15 protein-coding genes are annotated in these 18613 nt (G+C 31.5%); 1 reads left to right on the plus strand and 14 read right to left on the minus strand.

Translation table 11 applies throughout. The features are described from left to right. Positions 1-107: 107 nt before the first annotated feature. Positions 108-1106 (minus strand): zinc dependent phospholipase C family protein, encoded by a 999-nt coding sequence (locus HNP35_RS20135; RefSeq protein ID WP_184166005.1) that lies wholly within the window; start codon positions 1104-1106, stop codon positions 108-110. A gap of 203 nt (positions 1107-1309) precedes the next feature. On the opposite strand from HNP35_RS20135, the gene HNP35_RS20140 reads away from it, so the two are divergent. After that, positions 1310-2227 (plus strand): hypothetical protein, encoded by a 918-nt coding sequence (locus HNP35_RS20140; RefSeq protein ID WP_246453618.1) that lies wholly within the window; start codon positions 1310-1312, stop codon positions 2225-2227. 2 nt (positions 2228-2229) lie between these two features. On the opposite strand, the gene HNP35_RS20145 is transcribed toward HNP35_RS20140, so the two are convergent. The 13 genes from HNP35_RS20145 to HNP35_RS20205 form a co-directional block, all read right to left on the minus strand. Continuing rightward, entirely contained in the window at positions 2230-3195 is a 966-nt protein-coding gene (locus tag HNP35_RS20145; RefSeq protein WP_184165999.1) for a YeiH family protein, read from the minus strand. Positions 3196-3270: 75 nt separating this feature from the next. Then, on the minus strand, positions 3271-4167 hold the full coding sequence (locus HNP35_RS20150) for a LysR family transcriptional regulator (RefSeq protein ID WP_184165996.1): 897 nt from the start codon (positions 4165-4167) through the stop codon (positions 3271-3273). 102 nt (positions 4168-4269) lie between these two features. Beyond that, the gene (locus HNP35_RS20155) at positions 4270-5052 is read right to left on the minus strand and encodes a hypothetical protein (protein ID WP_184165993.1); all 783 of its coding nucleotides are present in this window, start codon (positions 5050-5052) and stop codon (positions 4270-4272) included. A 60-nt stretch (positions 5053-5112) separates the two neighbouring features. Next, positions 5113-5517, minus strand: coding sequence for a hypothetical protein (locus HNP35_RS20160; protein WP_184165990.1), 405 nt, complete (start codon positions 5515-5517; stop codon positions 5113-5115). A 66-nt stretch (positions 5518-5583) separates the two neighbouring features. Next, positions 5584-7611, minus strand: a complete 2028-nt coding sequence (locus HNP35_RS20165) for a hypothetical protein (RefSeq protein ID WP_184165987.1) — start codon at positions 7609-7611, stop codon at positions 5584-5586. Positions 7612-7727: 116 nt separating this feature from the next. Further along, complete coding sequence (gene fabG / locus HNP35_RS20170; protein WP_071637930.1) at positions 7728-8474, minus strand: 3-oxoacyl-[acyl-carrier-protein] reductase; 747 nt, start codon at positions 8472-8474, stop codon at positions 7728-7730. 169 nt (positions 8475-8643) lie between these two features. Beyond that, a complete protein-coding gene (locus tag HNP35_RS20175; RefSeq protein ID WP_184165984.1) occupies positions 8644-8919 on the minus strand; it encodes a hypothetical protein in 276 nt (91 codons plus the stop codon). An 89-nt stretch (positions 8920-9008) separates the two neighbouring features. Next, positions 9009-10370, minus strand: coding sequence for a DUF4302 domain-containing protein (locus HNP35_RS20180; RefSeq protein ID WP_184165981.1), 1362 nt, complete (start codon positions 10368-10370; stop codon positions 9009-9011). A gap of 29 nt (positions 10371-10399) precedes the next feature. Then, positions 10400-11257: a zinc-binding metallopeptidase gene (locus tag HNP35_RS20185; protein ID WP_184165978.1), complete on the minus strand. Its 858-nt coding sequence runs from the start codon at positions 11255-11257 to the stop codon at positions 10400-10402. A 19-nt stretch (positions 11258-11276) separates the two neighbouring features. Then, the gene (locus tag HNP35_RS20190; protein WP_184165976.1) at positions 11277-12761 is read right to left on the minus strand and encodes a RagB/SusD family nutrient uptake outer membrane protein; all 1485 of its coding nucleotides are present in this window, start codon (positions 12759-12761) and stop codon (positions 11277-11279) included. 14 nt (positions 12762-12775) lie between these two features. Continuing rightward, on the minus strand, positions 12776-16489 hold the full coding sequence (locus HNP35_RS20195) for a SusC/RagA family TonB-linked outer membrane protein (RefSeq protein ID WP_184165973.1): 3714 nt from the start codon (positions 16487-16489) through the stop codon (positions 12776-12778). A 214-nt stretch (positions 16490-16703) separates the two neighbouring features. Next, on the minus strand, positions 16704-17819 hold the full coding sequence (locus HNP35_RS20200; protein WP_184165971.1) for a FecR family protein: 1116 nt from the start codon (positions 17817-17819) through the stop codon (positions 16704-16706). 90 nt (positions 17820-17909) lie between these two features. After that, on the minus strand, positions 17910-18515 hold the full coding sequence (locus HNP35_RS20205) for an RNA polymerase sigma factor (protein WP_184165968.1): 606 nt from the start codon (positions 18513-18515) through the stop codon (positions 17910-17912). Between the last annotated feature and the right edge of the window lie 98 nt (positions 18516-18613).

An 18613-nucleotide genomic window follows, 5' to 3' on the forward strand; every position in this document is an offset into this window, starting at 1 on the left:
GCATTGACCAAAAATAAAAAAGCCTCAAATCATTGTGAATTTGAGGCTTTTTTAAATTTCAAGGCAAAACCTGAAACTTGAAACTATAAAACTTGAAACAAAACTTTTTAATCGTTCTGATTCTTCATTCCGAATAAGTTTCCTTTTTGGTATGCTTTTAAATCTTCCTGTAAAAACTGAAAATTTCTTTGAGTAACTGCTGGCGAATCTAAATCGCTTAAATCAGGTTTTCCAGCATTTACCCATGCCGTGTACCAGAAACTTGCAGTTGCGGCAATAGCTTTTTTCATCTGATTTTCGACCATTCCGTTTAATTCTGCATGCAATTTTGTAGCATATTCATCTGTGAATTTAGAAGTATTGTATTTTGTTTTTACAATTTTCCCTTCTGCATCAACTTCAAAAACTTTATTTTCTGGAGTAGCAGTTCTCAGTTTTTTATCGATATCCAATAAAGGCTGTGCAAAACTGTGTGTATCATTAATCATGTCCCAAATTGCTTTATGAACATCTGCATAATATTGCGCTTCGGGAACATTCAATTTGTAGTTTTTAACGAATAACTCAGGCAATCTGCTTTCCCATAAAGAGTGAATACCTTTTTGATCCGTCAACTGTCCATCATGATTTTTTGAAGTATGCAAAGGCATGTGCGCATCTCCAATATAATGTCCTAAATCTGCTGAAAGAAATAATATTTCTGCTCTGTTTTTTTCTTTAAAAGCTTTAGTCAATTTTGCCATCATATCTTCAATATACCAAGGCAAAATTCCATTATCGCTTAAGAATTTAGCATCGTATTTTTGCTTTGCTTCTTCCAATGTTTGCGGGTAAGTATCTGCAGGACCAAAATTTTCCATATCAAAATAATGTCTCGGACCTTCTTCTTTATAGTTTAAAGCATATTTACGGATATCTGGAACCGATGCTTCTTGTGTAATAAAATCAATGTGATTGTAAAAGAATATCTGTAATTGTTTTGGTAAAGCCATTACAGCAGCTTTGTTAATACGCTCATGGCCAACATTTCCCCATGATAACATAATAAAGCCAAGAATTAAAGCACCGAAAGCGATTAATTTTGGTCTCATTTGGATTTTTTTCATTTGTTTTTTTATTAGAGGGAGCAAATTTAGCTTTAATTAAAGAATACGCAAAAAATACTATCATTAAGATTCTACTATTTTGAGTTTTTATGATTTATTAGCCCAAAACGAGAGAAATCCACATTAACAATAATTTTCTTTGTATGTTTGTTAGGTATTAAATCTAAAATATGCGCCATAATTTTCTTATAATTATTATTTTTTTGTCTAGCATTTGTTTTGCACAGGAAATTGAGTTAAAACCTGGTAATGTAAAAGACACCATTCTTAATTCAAAAAGAACTTTAAAAATAGCTGATCCTTTTAAGGCAAAAAAAGTAATGTGGGAACTATTTCCTGGCACACAATATGGTAAACGCGATGGAAGCGGTTTCATCAGTTGGATCTGCAAAACCTGTACACCTTCTCCTTACACAGATGTAAACGGTGTCGAAGGCGATCAATTATTTCCTTACACAGAAGGCGTTGCCACCAGACTTCTTGCCGATATCGATTATTCAGATTCCAAGGGGAATCAATTTAAAATATTAGCTTTTAATCATTCGGTTCATGATGAAGATGGACTGCAGACGGGACGCTTTTCTGGCGGATTGCTTGGTTTAGCAAAGTTTGCAAAAAATGGTAGTCTTTGGGAAATGCGATCTTTTCAGCCTGCAGTTGCTGCGTTTGGAGCTTTTGCACAATGCCCAACTCCAAAATTGGTTGAAATCGGAGAAGATCAGTTTGCTTTTACCTTATTGCATGTTAACGGTGGTGCAGGCGGTCCTTTTGAAGGATGGCTTTATTTGGTTGCCGGTTTTGATGGAAAATACCAGCTTATAATGGAAGTTGACAATTACCAATTAACCAATGTGCAAAGCATAAAATGGTCTGGAAATTATACGGTTGTAAATGACAATACCAAAAAACATTTTAGAGATATAATCATCAAAACTACAGGATCTTATAATAAAGCATTAAAGGCGCAAGATGAATTTGAAACAAATGTTCCTGAAGAAATTGCGGCAATGGCTAAAACAAAAAAATCATTTGATTTTGAGATTGAAAGACGTTATGCCTTCAAAGGAAAATTTTACAAAATGATTGACAAACCAATTGTAAAATTCTCCAATGTAAAATAATATTATCCTAAATAAAGAATTGATAATAAAGCCAAAACAGCAATAAATATCCATAAAATCACACCTTGCAACAAAGGCTTCACTCCTACTGTTTTTAAAGTTGTAAAATTTAAAGTGGCTCCAATTAAAAACAGCGTAATTGTTAATCCTATTTTAGCAACTCCAACAAAATGTGCTGAAAAAATAGCTGTTGCTGGAAAATAAGTATTTAAAAGCATCGCCAAAATAAACAAACCAATAAAATAAGGAATTTTTATCTTTGAGTTTTTATTCTTGAAAAGAAAAGCTGTTAAAACGGAAATAGGAATTATCCATAAAGCTCTTGCTAATTTTACAGTTGTAGCTACTTGTAAAGCTTCTGCGCCATATTTATTGGCGGCTCCAACAACCGAACTGGTGTCGTGAATGGCAATTGCACACCATAACCCAAAGTCTTTTTGAGTTAAATCTAATTGATGGCCAATAAATGGAAAAACAAATAATGCAATTGAGTTTAGTATAAAAATAACACCCAAAGCAATAGAGGTCTGATTTTCATTTGATTTAATAACTGGTGTAATTGCGGCAATTGCACTTCCTCCACAAATTGCTGTTCCACAAGAAATTAAATGAGAAGTTTTTTTATCTGTTTTTAACCATTTTCCTAATAGAAACCCAAACAGCAAAGTACTGAAAATCGAAAATATTGTTAGTACAAAACCTTCTTTTCCTGCTGATAATGCGCTGTTTGCGTTCATTCCAAATCCCAAACCTACCACAGAAAATTGTAATAGAAAGGTAATTGCTTTGCTATTAAATTCGGCAAAAGGATTTCCAAAAAAGTTCACCAGTATAACTCCTAATAGTAATGCAATTGGAGGCGAAATAATCGAAAATAGACTTAGCAGAATTACAACAAGAAAAAGTCCTTGTTGCAAATAATGATTAATTTCAAATAATTGTGAAGTTGAATGTTCTTTTGTTTTCAAAATAAAGGTAATTGATATTTACCTTGCAAAGTTCCGTCGTTTCTATTGAAAACGCCAATCGTAATTTACAATCGACTATAACTTCAAGTTATAATGATTTGCCATATTTTGAATAAAAAGCTCTGATAATGAATCAGATTTTCCTTGTAAAGTTATAATGTAAAAATATCTTTCTATTGATAATTCTTCTACATCCAAAACAATTAATTCTTTATTTTTCAACTCTTTACTCACAGCATGAATAGACATAAAGGCGAAGCAATCAGAATTGAGCAAATAAGATTTTATACTTTCTGTACTTCCTAACTGCATTTCAATTTGCAAATCTGTAAATTTTAGACCTGCTTTTTTTAAAGCAAATTCAATAACTTCTAGTGTTCCAGATCCGCGTTCACGCGTTATAAATTTCATTGACTTTAAGTCATTTATCGAAATTTCATCTTGTTTTACAAATGGATTTTTGCTGTTACAAACCAAAACCAATTCATCTTTTAAAAACGGAATATACTTTATAGATTGGTTTTTAGATTGTCCTTCAACAATTCCGATTTCGATTTCTTTATTGATTAAAGCATTTTCTATTTGTTCTGTATTTCCATTTAGCAAATTGACTTTAATGTCTTTTTGCTTTTGGTGAAAACTGGCTAAAATTGGAGAAATAATATATTGTGAAATGGTTGTACTTGCTCCCAATCGCAATAAACCTTGGCGTTCTTTGTTGAAAGAACTCATTTCAAAATCTATTTCACGATAAAGATCAAAAATACTTTTAGTATATTTTAAAAGAATTTTTCCTGCTGGAGTTAAAGCAATTTTAGAACCGTTTCTCTCAAAAAGTTTCGTTTTATAGGTTTCTTCTAACTCTTGAATATGTTTAGAAACAGCAGGCTGAGTAATATACAATTCTGTAGCCGCTTTAGTAAAATTAAGGCGGAGTGCAACGGTATAGAAAACTTTTAGCCTGAAATCCATATTTAATGTTTCTTTTGTTTCATGTTTAAAGTTTCAAGTTAACTAAAAACTTTAAAATCTCTTGCTATCATAATAAAATATCAAGATCAAATATTTGATTTCCTAGTATTTTCCAATTGCTTCAACTCCGCTTTCAGAAAATCTTAATATTTCTGTTGTAATAGCATATCCCGAATTATTATATTCATCAAGAACAACAGAGCCTAAACGTTGGGAAAAATATTCAAAATCTTCCTCAGAAAAGATATAACAAAAGTCTCTCACAGGAATTACAGCATAAAACGGATAACCAATATTATCTTTAACTAAGTCCTTTATTTTTAAAGAAAAAAGACAAGAACTTTTAAGCGAAACTTCGTCGATATTAATCATTCCAAGTTTATGTCCATCAATATCTTCAAGTTCAATCTTTACTTTATCTAAAAGAATTCCCAAATTAAAATCTGCCTGATCTTGTAAATCTTTTAAACTGATATTCCAATCGCATAAATCATCATTTGTGATAAACGAGTAGCCATTATTAAGACTCAATGTAAAGGCTTTACTAAATTCATTTGTAACCTTTTCATTTACCGTATTTCCAAAATCAAAATCATTTGGAATAAACTGTATGTATATTTTGTCTTTTATTTTTTCCCAATCATCAATTTTAAATGAATGCGAAATAATCACATCAATTAAGTCATCAATATGAGTTTCATCAGAATCTCTTTTGTAATTAAGCCTAACATTTTCTAAGCTAATTTTCAAATCTGATTCACCTATATCTATGTAAATAAAATCCTCTTCATCAATAGATTTAATAGTTAAACCTTTCTTTTCTAATCGTTCTTTGAACATATTAAAAACAACATCTTCTTTATTTCTTTTGAAAGGATTAAGCATATTTTAATATTTTTAAGATTTATTCAATAAAAAAGGACAACATATAAACAATGGTAAAAACTAATCTTCAAAAATTTCTCTTTCATTAACAACTTTCCAAGATTCACCAAGAATCAAATCATTATTAATGAGCTCATACGGAAAATAAAAAGTGTACGCAAGTTCTTCCTCTTTATGTTCAACAAAAACGGCTATTGCAGAAGTTTCTTCTTCTTTTAGCTCAACATCATAAAAAATGGCAACTGCTAGAAAATCATCTTTTCTTGAATATAATACTTTTTTTAATTCATCTATAACCGATGCCGAAGCTGGACAATCATCGTCTTCATTTTCTTCTAAGAGAATATGCTCAATTTCTTGATTTAAATTTACAGCGCAAGATAAAGGGTAAAATTCGCCGTATTCTTTTAATAACCTTTCAACGAAAGGAAATATTGCATTTAAAATATTCTGAATATCATTCATCAACGCATCATTTTAAAAGTCTATTAAAAACTATGAATCTTTGTTTCTTTGAAACTTTGTAACTCACTAAAGCAATCCATTATATTTTCTCACAAACCATTCTGTCGTTAATAAAATTGCAATTAATATCAACAACCAAACCCAATCAATAATTGGCGTTTTACTTGAGATGTTTTTCTCAATTGATTTGTATTCAGAATTTTCTAAAAGCGTATTAATCAATTGATCTGCTTGATTTTCAAAGAATGCTTTTCCTCCAGTTTGCTGTGCTAATTGTTGCAGTTTAGCGACGTCCGGATTTACGAATTGTTTTTCGATATCAAAATCTAAAATTTCAAAATGACTTGCATATGAAGTGTTTGAGTTTAATTCTTTTACTGTAAAATTATATTTTCCTGCCGGCAGACCTTCTAAATTAGCAGAGAAAGAATTGCTTCCTTTTAACAAATCATAATTTTTGGTTTGTTTGGTTGCTATGTTTACAACGCTTATTGTCAATCTGGCTTTTTCATCAAACTCATAATTTTTATTGAAATATTGCGCGTTGATGATAATCTCTTCTCCAGAATTATAAAAACTTTCGTGTGTTACAACCAGAGATTTTTTTGAATTGGATGAAGCTAAATATTGAATAATTTTATCAATAAAGACATCGTATTTTTCAAATGATTGATTGTCAATATGACTTTGCAAACGCCATTTCCAACTGTTTTCTCCTAATAAAAATGCAGTTCTTTTTCCTTGATTTTCGGCGAAAGCCAACAATGGAGTATTAGTAGAAACGTTTCTAATTTTTGAAGAAAGTAAAACCGAAATATTGCCATTAATACTGATATTTCCAAATGCATTTTGCAAAGGTGGAAAGTCCTCAAAACCGATATTATCGATTGCAAAAAGATTAAAATCAGAATGGAATTCGCTTAAAAAATCTTCTCGCTGACCACTCATTTTAAAAACTAAGTTGTTCTGCTGCTGATTTAAAAAATTAAAATCGGTATTGTTTCCGGTAATAATAAATGAGTTTGTTCCTTTCAATTTGCCATTATCAAAAATAGCTTTAAAAGCAGTTGTTGGCTGATACAAAACCAGAACAGAAACATCTTGTAACTCATTAATTTGATTCGGTTTAACTAATATTACTTTACGTTGTGCATTAACTTCAATTGAACGTTTTAAAGCGGCAATATCTGGATGATTTATTGTAGAAACTATTGCAATAGTTGATTTCTGATCAATGATTTCAACTGCAAAATTCTTGATATTATTATAACTGTTTTTTTCTTTTGCAGAAGATTGAATGCTTGCTTTATAAATCTGCAACCCAACTTTATCTGCTGGCAAAAGTAAATTTAGAGAAGCTGTTTTTTTAGAAGGCGAAAAAGAAAGTTTCTCTTTTGCTACAACTGTATTTCCTTGCGTAATAGTAAATTCTGCATTAGCAGTTTTGTCTCCCGCATATTGCAAAAAGACTTCAACAGGAAATTTATTTTTATGAAAAGCGTATTTATTTACATTTAACTGATTGATTTTTAAATCAAAAAAAGTGGTTGTATCTCCCACAACCAAAGGATAAACTTTATTGACAGGATCAAATCTATAAACGTAGTCGTTTCCTGTAGTTTGATTTCCGTCTGTAATAATTACTGTCGGGAAAATCAGATTTTTGTTGATGCTTTTTAAATTCTTAGCAACTTGATCCAAATTGGTTTGATTGCCTTTAAAATCGAATTTATCCGAATTTTTAAAATCATTATCGAACTGATAAGATTGAATTTCGAACTTTTCCTTTAAAGCAGGGTTTGATATTAATTTTTGATATAATTCTACTGCTTTTTTATCTGATTTTAAAGCCGTAATCGAACTCGAATTATCTACCACAATTGCCAATGGCGTTTTTGTAATTTCTAGCGAATTCTTAGAAATTATCGGATTTATGAGTAAAACCAATAGTCCGAAAATGGCTAAAAAACGCAAAAAAGCCAAAAGTACAATCACATTGGATTTACTTTTGGCTTTGAAAAAATATTGAAAATACGACAAACCACCAGCAATTACTAAAGAAAGCAATAATAAAAGAATCGTGTTTGTAGTCATATTTATTTAGTATTCAGTATCAGTTTTCAGATTTAAAAAGTGTTCAGTTTTATCATAAAATCAGAAGAACTGAATATTAAAACCTTTGAACCTTTGCAACTTAGTACCTCAGTACCTTATGTAAGCATTCCTCCGCAAACGTTAAGAACTTGGCCAGTAATGTAAGCGCTCATATCTGAAGCTAAGAAAAGACAAGCATTCGCTACATCTTCTGTAGTTCCACCGCGTTTCAATGGAATACCTTCTCTCCATCCTTTTACTACATCTTCTGATAATTTTGCAGTCATTTCAGTTTCGATAAAACCTGGAGCAATTGCATTGCAACGAATGTTACGAGAACCTAATTCAAGAGCTACAGATTTAGTAAATCCGATTGCACCTGCTTTAGAAGCTGCATAGTTAGTTTGTCCTGCGTTTCCAGAAACTCCTACTACAGAACTAATATTAATGATTGAACCTGCTCTTTGTTTTAAGAAAGTTTTTTGAATCGCTTTTGTCATATTGAAAACCGATTTCAAATTTACATCAATTACTTGGTCAAAATCTGCTTCAGACATACGCATTAACAGATTATCTTTTGTAATTCCGGCATTGTTGATTAAGATATCAACCGTTCCAAAATCAGCTAAAACAGCATCAACAAAAGTTTGAGCTTCGTTAAAATCTGCTGCGTTTGATTGGTATCCTTTAGCTTTTACTCCTAAACTATTCAATTCTGCTTCTAAAGCTTCTGCAGATGCTGCAGACGAGCTGTATGTAAAAGCAACATTTGCTCCATGTTTAGCAAAAACTTCGGCAATTCCTTTTCCAATTCCACGGCTTGCACCAGTAATAATGGCAACTTTTCCTTCTAGTAATTTCATATTAAGGTATTCGTTTTTATTTTTTGAAATACAAATATAGCTTATTTGGGCGTTTAATAAAATTTGTGATACAAAAATTGGTTTAGAATTTTGTTTCTTCCCAAAACAAAAAAACAGCTCAATAAATGAGCTGTTTCCACCTGAATAAAAAAATAAAAACTAAAAATTATTAAACGTGATGCTGTTTAGTTATAGCAAACATAATAACAAGAATTACTGCAAAAATCATCATTCTATTTATAGCCTGATAAAACTCTTTTGTACCGTTTATTTTATCATTTTTTCTCTGTTTAATCATATTCACAATCATTATAGGAAAAACTATGATAATCGATAGATACAGATAATATCTAACATATTCATAATATTTTGCATTAAGTATAAGAAGGATTATTCCCCAGAAAAAAATAGCAATAGTTGCTGGCGTTAAAACTTTTTTTATCATAATTTATTAATGGTAAGGGGCAAAACTTAATTTATGTGATAAAGTTTAAAAAGCAACTCAAAAATGAGTTGCTTTTTTTATCTAAATTTTTATTGGAATGCGTAAGTAGTAATTCTAAAACTGCTTGATGCACAAGTAAATGTGTATATAGTATTAGAATAAGTTATTCTGAAACTTTCTCTAGTCACATATAAACCTTTAGGATCCATCAATTTATCATCGAGATTTTTCACTAAAGCATCTGCTGCAATTACAGAAGTTCCATTATGCCATAGTGAATGTTTTAAGATGATCGTTTTATTAACTGCATCTTCTGTAACAGTTGCTCTATGATAAACAGTTGCTTTTCCACCTGTAAAACTGTACATAATATCTACAGTACGATTATTGTAGAAAGTAAATTGTACTCTATTTACTTTTGCAACAGAAGCGTTGTTGATTTCATTAAGCAAGTACATGCACAACTGCGAGTTAGTTGGAGCAGCAGAAAGATTCGCCGCAATATAACCATAAGCAGTAGATGGAGCTCCAGCTGCTGGCAAAGTCACTTTGTAATTATCAGTAAGTCTTGGCGGTGCATTTGTATATTTAATAGTTGCTTTTACACCATCTTTTCCTGTTGCAACAAAAGAATTTGTTGGAGCATCATAAAGAAAATCTGTAAGTTTTTGACCTTTTACATCTAATGGAAGTTTCGAATAAACACCTCCAGGATTAAACGAAAGCGCCAAATCATAACTTGTATTAACTGCAGGATCTATAGAATATCCTGTACCAAAACGAGCACTAGCGTTATAACTAAAATCGTAGTTTTTAGTTGCTGTACCATCATTGATTTCTAACAATCTAAATAATGGGCTATTCATATCGCCAGTAATGTTTTTAATCATCGGAACATTTCCTGGTAAATCTGTCCAGTCTTTTGGTGTAGCTTTTACAAAACGAAGAAAGTGACCATTTCTGTTAGTTCTAAAAATAATGTTACCATCTTTTTCTCCGTAGTAATAAAACTGGAAATCACCTAAATATCCTTTTGCTAAAAGTGCAGCTGTTGGATAATTATTAGCATCTGAAAGAAGATGTATTCTATTCTGCGTAGAAAAAACTAAACTTACTGTGCTTCCTAGCTGAATATTGTATTGACTCTGATATGTTTTGGTATCAATTTCGCCATCTTTACCTGTAAAATCTGATGCCATATCTACTTTTCCTCCTGGTAGGAATTTAAATAAATGTGTCCATCCTCCTAATTGTGTACTATCAGTGTAATAAACTGCTTTCCACCCATCAGCTGATGATAGCAACAAATCATTTAATTCTTTTTGGCGACCACTTAATCTATCTGTCGCATTTTCATCGAATTTTGAGTCTACTTCCGGACTTGAACATGATCCCAAAAGCAAGGCTGCAAAAGCAATCATTAAGCACTTATATATATATTTTGCTTTCATAATATTTCTATTTATAAAATTTATTGTCCTTAATTATTTATTACAACATCTGTGTTTTTCTGCGCTTCATCTCTTAAAGCATAAAAATCAATGTTAAATGCCTCTTTGTAATATTTAACCACAAGTGCTTCTTTTGCTTTAATGTTTGCTTTTGCAGTTGCATCTGTAACACCTGCTAAAATTGCATCATATTCAGCTTTAGAACTTGTTAAGATTGTAGCAGCCGTTTCGGCAAAATCTTCATAAATATTCAACCTTGCATAACTTGTTATAAATCCTAAAGATCTAGAAGTTGCAATTGCCTCAACATACCAGCTTGATGTATATCCAGATGGTGTTAATTTTGCCCAAGCCTGCTCATCAAAAGGTTTTGTTTGATTTAAAATATGAACGTACTCATGCTGAATAGTATGAATAAACTGAGTTACACTTGCTCTACTTTTTTTGTTTAAGTTGTCAATTTGAAATAAAGAAACTCTTTGACCAGCTTCAGCAAGTCCTAAAGTTACTGTACCGTTTGTATTTAAGTTTATACCTCCAACAAGAACAAATTCTCTAGGTGCAATTTTCTTAACAAATTCTGTTCCTCCGATAGTTGTATAACTATCAATCCAGATTTTCTTAACCACTTCCATCGCAGGCTGAACCTTTGAAACAAGAGGCGGATACAAATATTTATTGTTGTCTACTAAATTCTGATTCCACTCATAATACACATTAATATTATATGGATCTAAGAAATTAGTACCAATCCATTTATCTAAATCTGTTTTTGCTGGAGCAGAAAAATCTAACTGGCTTTCTGTTGGCTGATCTTCATGAGCGCAAGATGCAATCATAAAAGCTCCTGCAATTAATACTGTTTTATATGCTTTAAATATTTTCATACTACTTTCAAATTAAAAATTATCTAGGATTTTTTTCAATGCCATTATCTGACGCTCTAAGCGGAATTTGTAATGCTCTTCTTTTATCATCTTTTTCCAAGACATTATTTCTTACCACTTTTCCAAACTCAAGAGTATTATGTACTACAACAAGATTAAAACGTTTAATATCAAACCATCTTAAACCTTCGCGAATAAAATCTCTTCTTCTAGCTTCGACTATTGCTTTAATATAAGAAGTCTGAAGAGGTGTTAATGTGTAATATGGAGTGTATTCGTTTGCAACAACTGGAAATTTATTTGTTACAACAGTTTCATTCAATACATCTGTAGTTGCATTATATCCAGTAGTTCTAGTTCCTAAAAAGTATCCTAATTCTGTATTAACTTCTGCAAATCTGTTCTTCATTACCAAAGCTTCGATTCTGTTCAAATACATTTCATCAATACTAAATAATACTGTAGCTGTGTAAGGCTCTCCTGTACGTGAAGTTAAATTTGTGTATTTGAAATACTCATAAAGTTTAGGAACAAATACGTTTATACCTCCATAATATTGACCATTTGGTCTAATAACATTCGCTTTAGCCCAGATATTAGTTTGAACACCAAATATCTCATCAGATTTATTTCCTGGAAGAGCAAATCTATAAGAAGCTGATCTATTAGCAATTGAGTTAGGATAATCAACCAATAAATTAGTTTCTTGCTCTACTCTAGAATATTCAATTGGCATTTGAGCAAAAGCAGCTGCGTAAAAAGCAGTATAATTTCTAAGTTTTGTTGGTTTAGAACCAAGCCCATCAGTAAATTCAATAACTTTATCCCAATCACCTTTTATCAAATAAAAACGAGCAGCAAAAGCTTTGGCAGCATCTACAGTAAAATGGTATTTAGGTTCTTTATACTCATTTGTCACGTATTTCATTCCTTCTATAAGATCTTGTTCTACAAAATCAAATACTTCCTGAACACTATTACGCTTGTACTTAGCCAACAATTCTGTTTCTGGTTTTATCACATAAGGAACACCTAAATCTGTTGCTGCAGTTGCAGGATTATAGCGGTTTGACCACAAAGAAACCAACATAAAATGATTGTAAGCTCTAGCAATTAAAGCTTCACCTTTTTGCGGATTCAAAGTAGATGGGCTACCTAATTTTTCAATAGCATCTAAAGCTTGATTTGCAGCAGCAATTGCCTCGTAAGAAGCCGTCCAGAATGCATTCTCGCTATCTAAACCAATTTGAGATTGCATTTCCCAGTTATAGCTTTCTTCGTTAATGATACTTGTAGATTGTACCTCAGTATCATAGACGTTATCAGACATAACCTCTGCAATCGGGAAATAAGATCTGTTTGGATACGCCGTAACCAATAACTCAGATATTTTTTCAGGAGTATCTATTTGTGTTCTGTTGTCTGGTATTTCTGAAAGAAAATCATCACAACTACTAAAACCAACTAGCAATAATAATGATAGTGTTATTTTTATATTTTTCATAATCAATTTATTATTTAGAATGAAAGATTAATTGCAAAAGTATATTGTGCCGTGATTGGGAATGCTACCCCTCCTGTGTTACGGAATTCAGGATCTTGTCCGTTTAATTTTTTATCTGAATAAATCAACCATGGATTTACAGCAGAACCTTTTAAATTAAATGTTGTTAATCCTAACTTTCTTTTGTATTCACTTGGAAATTCCCAGCTTAAAGAGATATTTTTCAATCTTACGAAATCACCGCTTGCAATTCTAACATCAGAAAAATTATAAGTATTATAAGCAATTTGTAAATCATTAGCACCGTAATTTCTGTTTAACAATCTATCAGCAATAACTGGAACATTAGTGAAGTTTTCATCACCTGGATTGATCCATCTGTTAGCAAAATCTTTTGTAAAAACAGTCTGATCATTATAAGTATTACTATAAACTGGATTTAATCTTACTTTATTTCCGCCTGACCCTACTACAAATACATATAAAGACCAGCTTTTGTAAGTAAATGTATTTGCAAGACCAACTGATTTATTTGGCTCAACAGAACCTTCATATTTCAAATATTTCGTTACATCATTAGTATCTTGGAAATTAGCATCTGTAATGTTATTGTCAGCACCATCTTGTAATTTAAAAGTTGGTAAACCTTCATTATTTAATCCTGTAAACTGGTAAGAGTATAATGAGTTTCTAGGATGACCAACTGTATTTCCACCATTTGTAGCAATTAAATCAAATACTGCTGGTTTGTTTGCCAGTTTAGTAATTTTCTGATCGTAAACAGAAAAATTCAACGTAGTAGACCATTTAAAATCTTTTGAAGCAATGTTTTGAGTTGTAATACCAAGCTCAACCCCTTTAGTTTCCATATCTGCATTGTTACCTTGCTTAACATCTTGTCCTCCTACTCCAGAAGTAATAACAAAATCGATCAAATCAAACGCTTTACGCTGATAAACGTCTGCAGTAAGTTGTACTCTATTATTAAACATTCCAAGATCTAAACCAATATTGGTTTCAAATTGTTTTTCCCATGTTAGATCTTTATTCTGTAAATCTTCTATACGAATTGCGTTTTCTCTATCAGTAGTTTGAAAACGATTTGCTATATAACTTCTATAAATTGCTAGCGAGTTAGTTGCAGGTCCAGCAGTTGCAGTTAAACCGTAAGAAGCTCTAAGTGCCAAAGTATTAATATCTTCAACATCTTTCATAAAACTTTCTTCTTTGATATTCCATTTACCACTCACAGTGTAAGTTGGCAACCATCTTGAAGATCCTGTATCTCCTTGTCTGTTAGATCCGTCATAACGACCTGTAACAGAAGCTGTATAACGACGGTCATAAGTATATCCAACTTTTCCGAAGAAACCAACTGTACGCTCTCTTTCTGCACCAAAATCGTAATAAGAGTTTCCTTCGTTTACTAATTTCTCAATCATTTTTGGATCAATAAAAGCGCTAAGCCCTTTTTCAAATTGAATTCCAGCAGCTGTAAAGTTGTCATTATTTCTATCAACAGATCTAAACTCTGTTCCGAAGAAACCTTCAACTTCATGTTTGTCGCTAAATGTATTTCTGTAAGTAACACTATTTCTAACATTATATGAAGTCATATCGTTAGTGTATTTTCTTAAAAAACCTCCATTTGGCAATACCGAAACTTTTGGTGCCGTTAAATCATTTGGATTTTGATATAAAAACACGTTATCTCTTTGAATTTGAGTATTTAAAGTTTCTCCAACACCTGCATTGTAAGCACCAACAACATTTGATCCTTCATAAATTTTATGCTCTCTCGAAGTATTTGCATAACGAGCAGAACCTGTAAAGTTATAAGTCAGGTTTTTAGCTAATTTATACTCTAAGTCAGCTTGAAAACGAATATCTTGTACTTTAATTCCAAGCGTATTGTTTTTTAACTCATTAAGAATATTCATTGGAGCCCAGTTGTTTTGGTAATATTCTAAATTACCATTTTCATCATAAGGTCTTAATGTTCTACTTGTACTTAAAACATAATTGAATGGGTTGATGTCAAAATCTCTGGTAATTTTACCAAAAACAACATCATTTTTACTTTCGTAAGTACCAGGAGCTTCTTGATCACGAATAGAACCTAATGTAGATAATGTAATGTTTAATCTATCATTGATATAGAATGTACCTTTAATATTCGATGATAATTGTTTAACATTATCTGCCAAAGTCCATCCCGGATCTGTATAATAACCTAGAGAAGCATAAAAAGTATTGTTTTTTCCTCCTCCAGAGAAACTTAATGAATGGTTTTGAGTAATAGAAGGTCTGAATAAAACTTTAAACCAATCTGTATTTCCTAATTCGTATTTTTTTAGAAATTCGTTGATATAAGGTTGCTCATTTCTAACACCAAATTGACCATTAGAACTATCGTATAGATTTATTTGTTTTGCTAAAATTCCATAAACACCGCTAAATCTAGCTGTTAAAGAAGAACTCTGATCAAGATATCCCTTTGCTCTCATTTCTTGGAAAACACTCATCGATTCCTGAGAATTTAAGATATCATATTGCGTATAACTTGGTACAGTTCTAACTGTATTTTCTACAGAGTAATTAATTTTTAAAGGAGAATCTCTTCTTCCTTGTTTTGTTGTAACAACAACAACTCCATTTAAAGATCTTGAACCATAGATTGAGGTAGCAGATGCATCTTTAAGAATTTCAATACTTTGAATATCATTTGCATTTAATCCTGCAACAGCAGAACTTAACAATGTTGCTGAGTTACCAGAAGCCAAATCAGCAAATGTAACATTGATGATATCTTCTTGAACAACACCATCAATTACCCATAAAGGTTTTGTATCTCCAAAAATAGAAGAAGATCCACGAACCGTAATTTTTGGAGTCGCACCAAAAGATCCTGTAACGTTTTGTACAGTAACCCCAGCCGCTTTACCTTCAATCATTCTACTAACATCTACTACTCCATCTACTTTTAATTCAGCTCCAGAAATTTTACTGATAGCTCCAGTAAATGTTCTTTTTGAAGTTTTTTCGTAACCAGTAGTAATTACTACCTCTTTAAGATCTTGACCTGCTTCAGTTAAAACAACAGTTGGTGTATTGTTTTCAATTCCAATTTCTTTGGTTTCCATACCTACGTAAGAAATTACAAGACGTGTAACATTTGCTGGCATTTCGATAACGAAATTTCCATCAAAGTCTGTCAATACAGCAGTTTTAGTTCCTTTTGCCATAACAGTTGCACCAGGAAGCGGGCTACCTGTTTGATCTGTAACTTTTCCTTTAATAATTGGACCAAAAGTCAATAATTCGAACAACGAATCATGATTATTTGTATTTGAGAAAGAAGCACCAGCGCTTTTTTGAAGCACAATCTGATTGCTTACTTCTGAAAAAGTAATATTAAATGGCACTAATATTCTGCTTAGAATACTAGATAAAGTTTCTTGATTAGCTTCTATACTTACTTTTTCTGCAAGTTGAGGAAGTCTAGAATTGTAAGAAAATTTTACACGAGCAGATTTTTCGATTTTCGACAAAGCATTATCTAAAGTTAGATTTTCTACTGTAATTGTAACTTTGGTATCTAGTTTTTTCTGCCCGTTTACATTATTTGCAAATGTAACACTTGAAAACACAAGTGCTAACACAAACTGAAACAGCGTTATTTTCATGATTTGGTGAAGTAATCGTTGCTTGACAACAGGTTTTTTCATAATTTTGGTTTGTTTTGATTAATACTATTCGAGTGTATTTTAAGAAACATCATAAATTACCCTTTACAGAGAGTGATTTAATCTATTTAAGTGTCGATCATGTTACAGCATTTTCGGCACTTTTTTTATGCATTCATTTTTTACATAGGCAGTTACATATTTTTTTGGACAATCAGTTCGGTTTTGGTTTCTTTATTTTTATTGAATTCAAAAATCAATTACAACCAGAAGTAGTAATTACAATTTGATTTCCATTCATTTCATAATTAGTATCACCACCTATACTTTTGCAAATAATTTTAAGCTTTTCTGCTAATGGTTGATCGCTTAAAGATGTGGTCAATCGGCATTCTTTTAATTTGTCTTTTGGATAATCTATCTCCACTACATAAGCCTGTTCGATGGTTTCTAGAATTTGTGATACTGGAATATCAGTAAATTCAAAGCTTAACTGCTCAATATTTCTAACACTATTAACTAAAATAGGGTCTTCAGTAATATTAGTTATTTTACTAAATACTAATTCTTTACGAGCAAATCTCAAGGCTTGATTAGGAAGCAAAACAATTTCTTCGCCTTTATCAGAACCAACTAAGTCATTTGATTTTACCCTTACTTTACCGGTACGAACTAGAACTTCCACGTTTTGCTGGTCTGGAAAAGCTTTAATTCTAAAACTTGTACCAACAACCCTTGTTACTATTTCGTTAGCATAAACGAAAAAAGGCTTTTTAGGATTTTTACTAATTTCAAAGAAACCTTCGCCGGATAAATACACCTTTCTTTCGTTCCCGGTAAAGATTTTAGGGTAACTTAATTTACTATTTGGCTGTAACAAAACTGAGCTTCCGTCAGATAAAGTCACAATTTGAGATTTTTCAGTGTTATTGGTTTGTTCTACCAAACCTTCATTGTCTTCTTCAACAAGTTCTTTATAGGTCACTACATTATCTTGTGGTAACATATTGCTCTTGAAAAACCATGTTGAAAAAATACCCACAAGAATAGCAGCAGCAATACCACTAATCCAGTAACGCTGAATTTTTTGTTTTTTAATTTTTAAAGTATTTAGAGAAACTAATTCTCTTTGTTCGATCTTCAGCCAAGTCTCCTTTAGAGCTTCGTGAACATCATTTGAAGTTAATTTAGAATTTGGGACTTTCATTGCCAACAATAAAAGTCTTGCATCTTCGACCAATTTGGCCCTTTCAAGATTTTCTAATGTCCATTCTTCCCAACCCTGCTCGTCAACTTTAGATAAAATCCATAATTGAAACGAATCATCAGCTAAGAAGTCTTCTATTTCGGTATAATTGTTACGTTTTTGCATCTTATTATTAAGGTTACAAAAACATAGAGGACACTTTTTATATTATATACTCACTTATTTAAGATTTTTTTTTGATTTTTTCTTAAAATTTTACAAAACCCCTGAAGATATAAGGATTAACAACGGAATACTTCCCTTCCATTCTTTACGTAAACTTAATAAACCGCGATGTAACAGGTTATTTGCAGATTGATAATTAACATCTAATAAGTCCGCAATTTGATCCACACTTAGTCCTTGATGATAACGTAAATACAATGCTTCTTTCTGACGTCCAGGTAAATCGTTCAGCAATTTATTAAGATGTAAAACTCGTTCTGCTGTTATTTCATCTTCTACTAAATTATTCTCTATAGAAAAATCAAATAGAAATTCTAAAACATCTGTTGTTGTAGTTTTTCTAAAAACATGATCTCTTTCGTGCAAACGAGCAATTCTTTTTCTAACACTAGAAAGCAAATAAGCTTTTACTATAACATTATCTTGCAACGAATTACGATAAAGCCAAATATCCGCAAAAACATCTTGGATACAATCTTGAACCTTTTCAGCAAATGGGCAAAGTGAATTACCGTAATTAATTAAATCACGATAGTATTTTTCAAAAAGCAATGAGAAAGATCGTTCATCACCATTTTTCAGATTATTCCAAAGAATAAAATCATCTAACATCTTGTTTTTTAAAATTTGGCTCATATCAAATTCAACTTTGAGGTGTAAAATCAATTTATTTGAAAAATGCTTTTCTCAAAATAAAATATCACTATAGTAGAGATTAAAGCTGATAAAATTTT

The sequence above is a fragment of the Flavobacterium notoginsengisoli genome, assembly GCF_014207905.1.
Lineage (GTDB): Bacteria > Bacteroidota > Bacteroidia > Flavobacteriales > Flavobacteriaceae > Flavobacterium > Flavobacterium notoginsengisoli_A.

Bases quoted from the DNA above. Each gene is read 5' to 3' on its own strand.
- HNP35_RS20135 (WP_184166005.1), bottom strand. From the start codon at position 1,106: ATGAAAAAAATCCAAATGAGACCAAAATTAATCGCTTTCGGTGCTTTA.
- HNP35_RS20190 (WP_184165976.1), bottom strand. From the start codon at position 12,761: ATGAAAAATATAAAAATAACACTATCATTATTATTGCTAGTTGGTTTT.
- HNP35_RS20180 (WP_184165981.1), bottom strand. From the start codon at position 10,370: ATGAAAGCAAAATATATATATAAGTGCTTAATGATTGCTTTTGCAGCC.
- HNP35_RS20175 (WP_184165984.1), bottom strand. From the start codon at position 8,919: ATGATAAAAAAAGTTTTAACGCCAGCAACTATTGCTATTTTTTTCTGG.
- HNP35_RS20205 (WP_184165968.1), bottom strand. From the start codon at position 18,515: ATGAGCCAAATTTTAAAAAACAAGATGTTAGATGATTTTATTCTTTGG.
- HNP35_RS20155 (WP_184165993.1), bottom strand. From the start codon at position 5,052: ATGCTTAATCCTTTCAAAAGAAATAAAGAAGATGTTGTTTTTAATATG.
- HNP35_RS20160 (WP_184165990.1), bottom strand. From the start codon at position 5,517: ATGAATGATATTCAGAATATTTTAAATGCAATATTTCCTTTCGTTGAA.
- fabG (WP_071637930.1), bottom strand. From the start codon at position 8,474: ATGAAATTACTAGAAGGAAAAGTTGCCATTATTACTGGTGCAAGCCGT.
- HNP35_RS20195 (WP_184165973.1), bottom strand. From the start codon at position 16,489: ATGAAAAAACCTGTTGTCAAGCAACGATTACTTCACCAAATCATGAAA.
- HNP35_RS20165 (WP_184165987.1), bottom strand. From the start codon at position 7,611: ATGACTACAAACACGATTCTTTTATTATTGCTTTCTTTAGTAATTGCT.
- HNP35_RS20185 (WP_184165978.1), bottom strand. From the start codon at position 11,257: ATGAAAATATTTAAAGCATATAAAACAGTATTAATTGCAGGAGCTTTT.
- HNP35_RS20150 (WP_184165996.1), bottom strand. From the start codon at position 4,167: ATGGATTTCAGGCTAAAAGTTTTCTATACCGTTGCACTCCGCCTTAAT.
- HNP35_RS20200 (WP_184165971.1), bottom strand. From the start codon at position 17,819: ATGCAAAAACGTAACAATTATACCGAAATAGAAGACTTCTTAGCTGAT.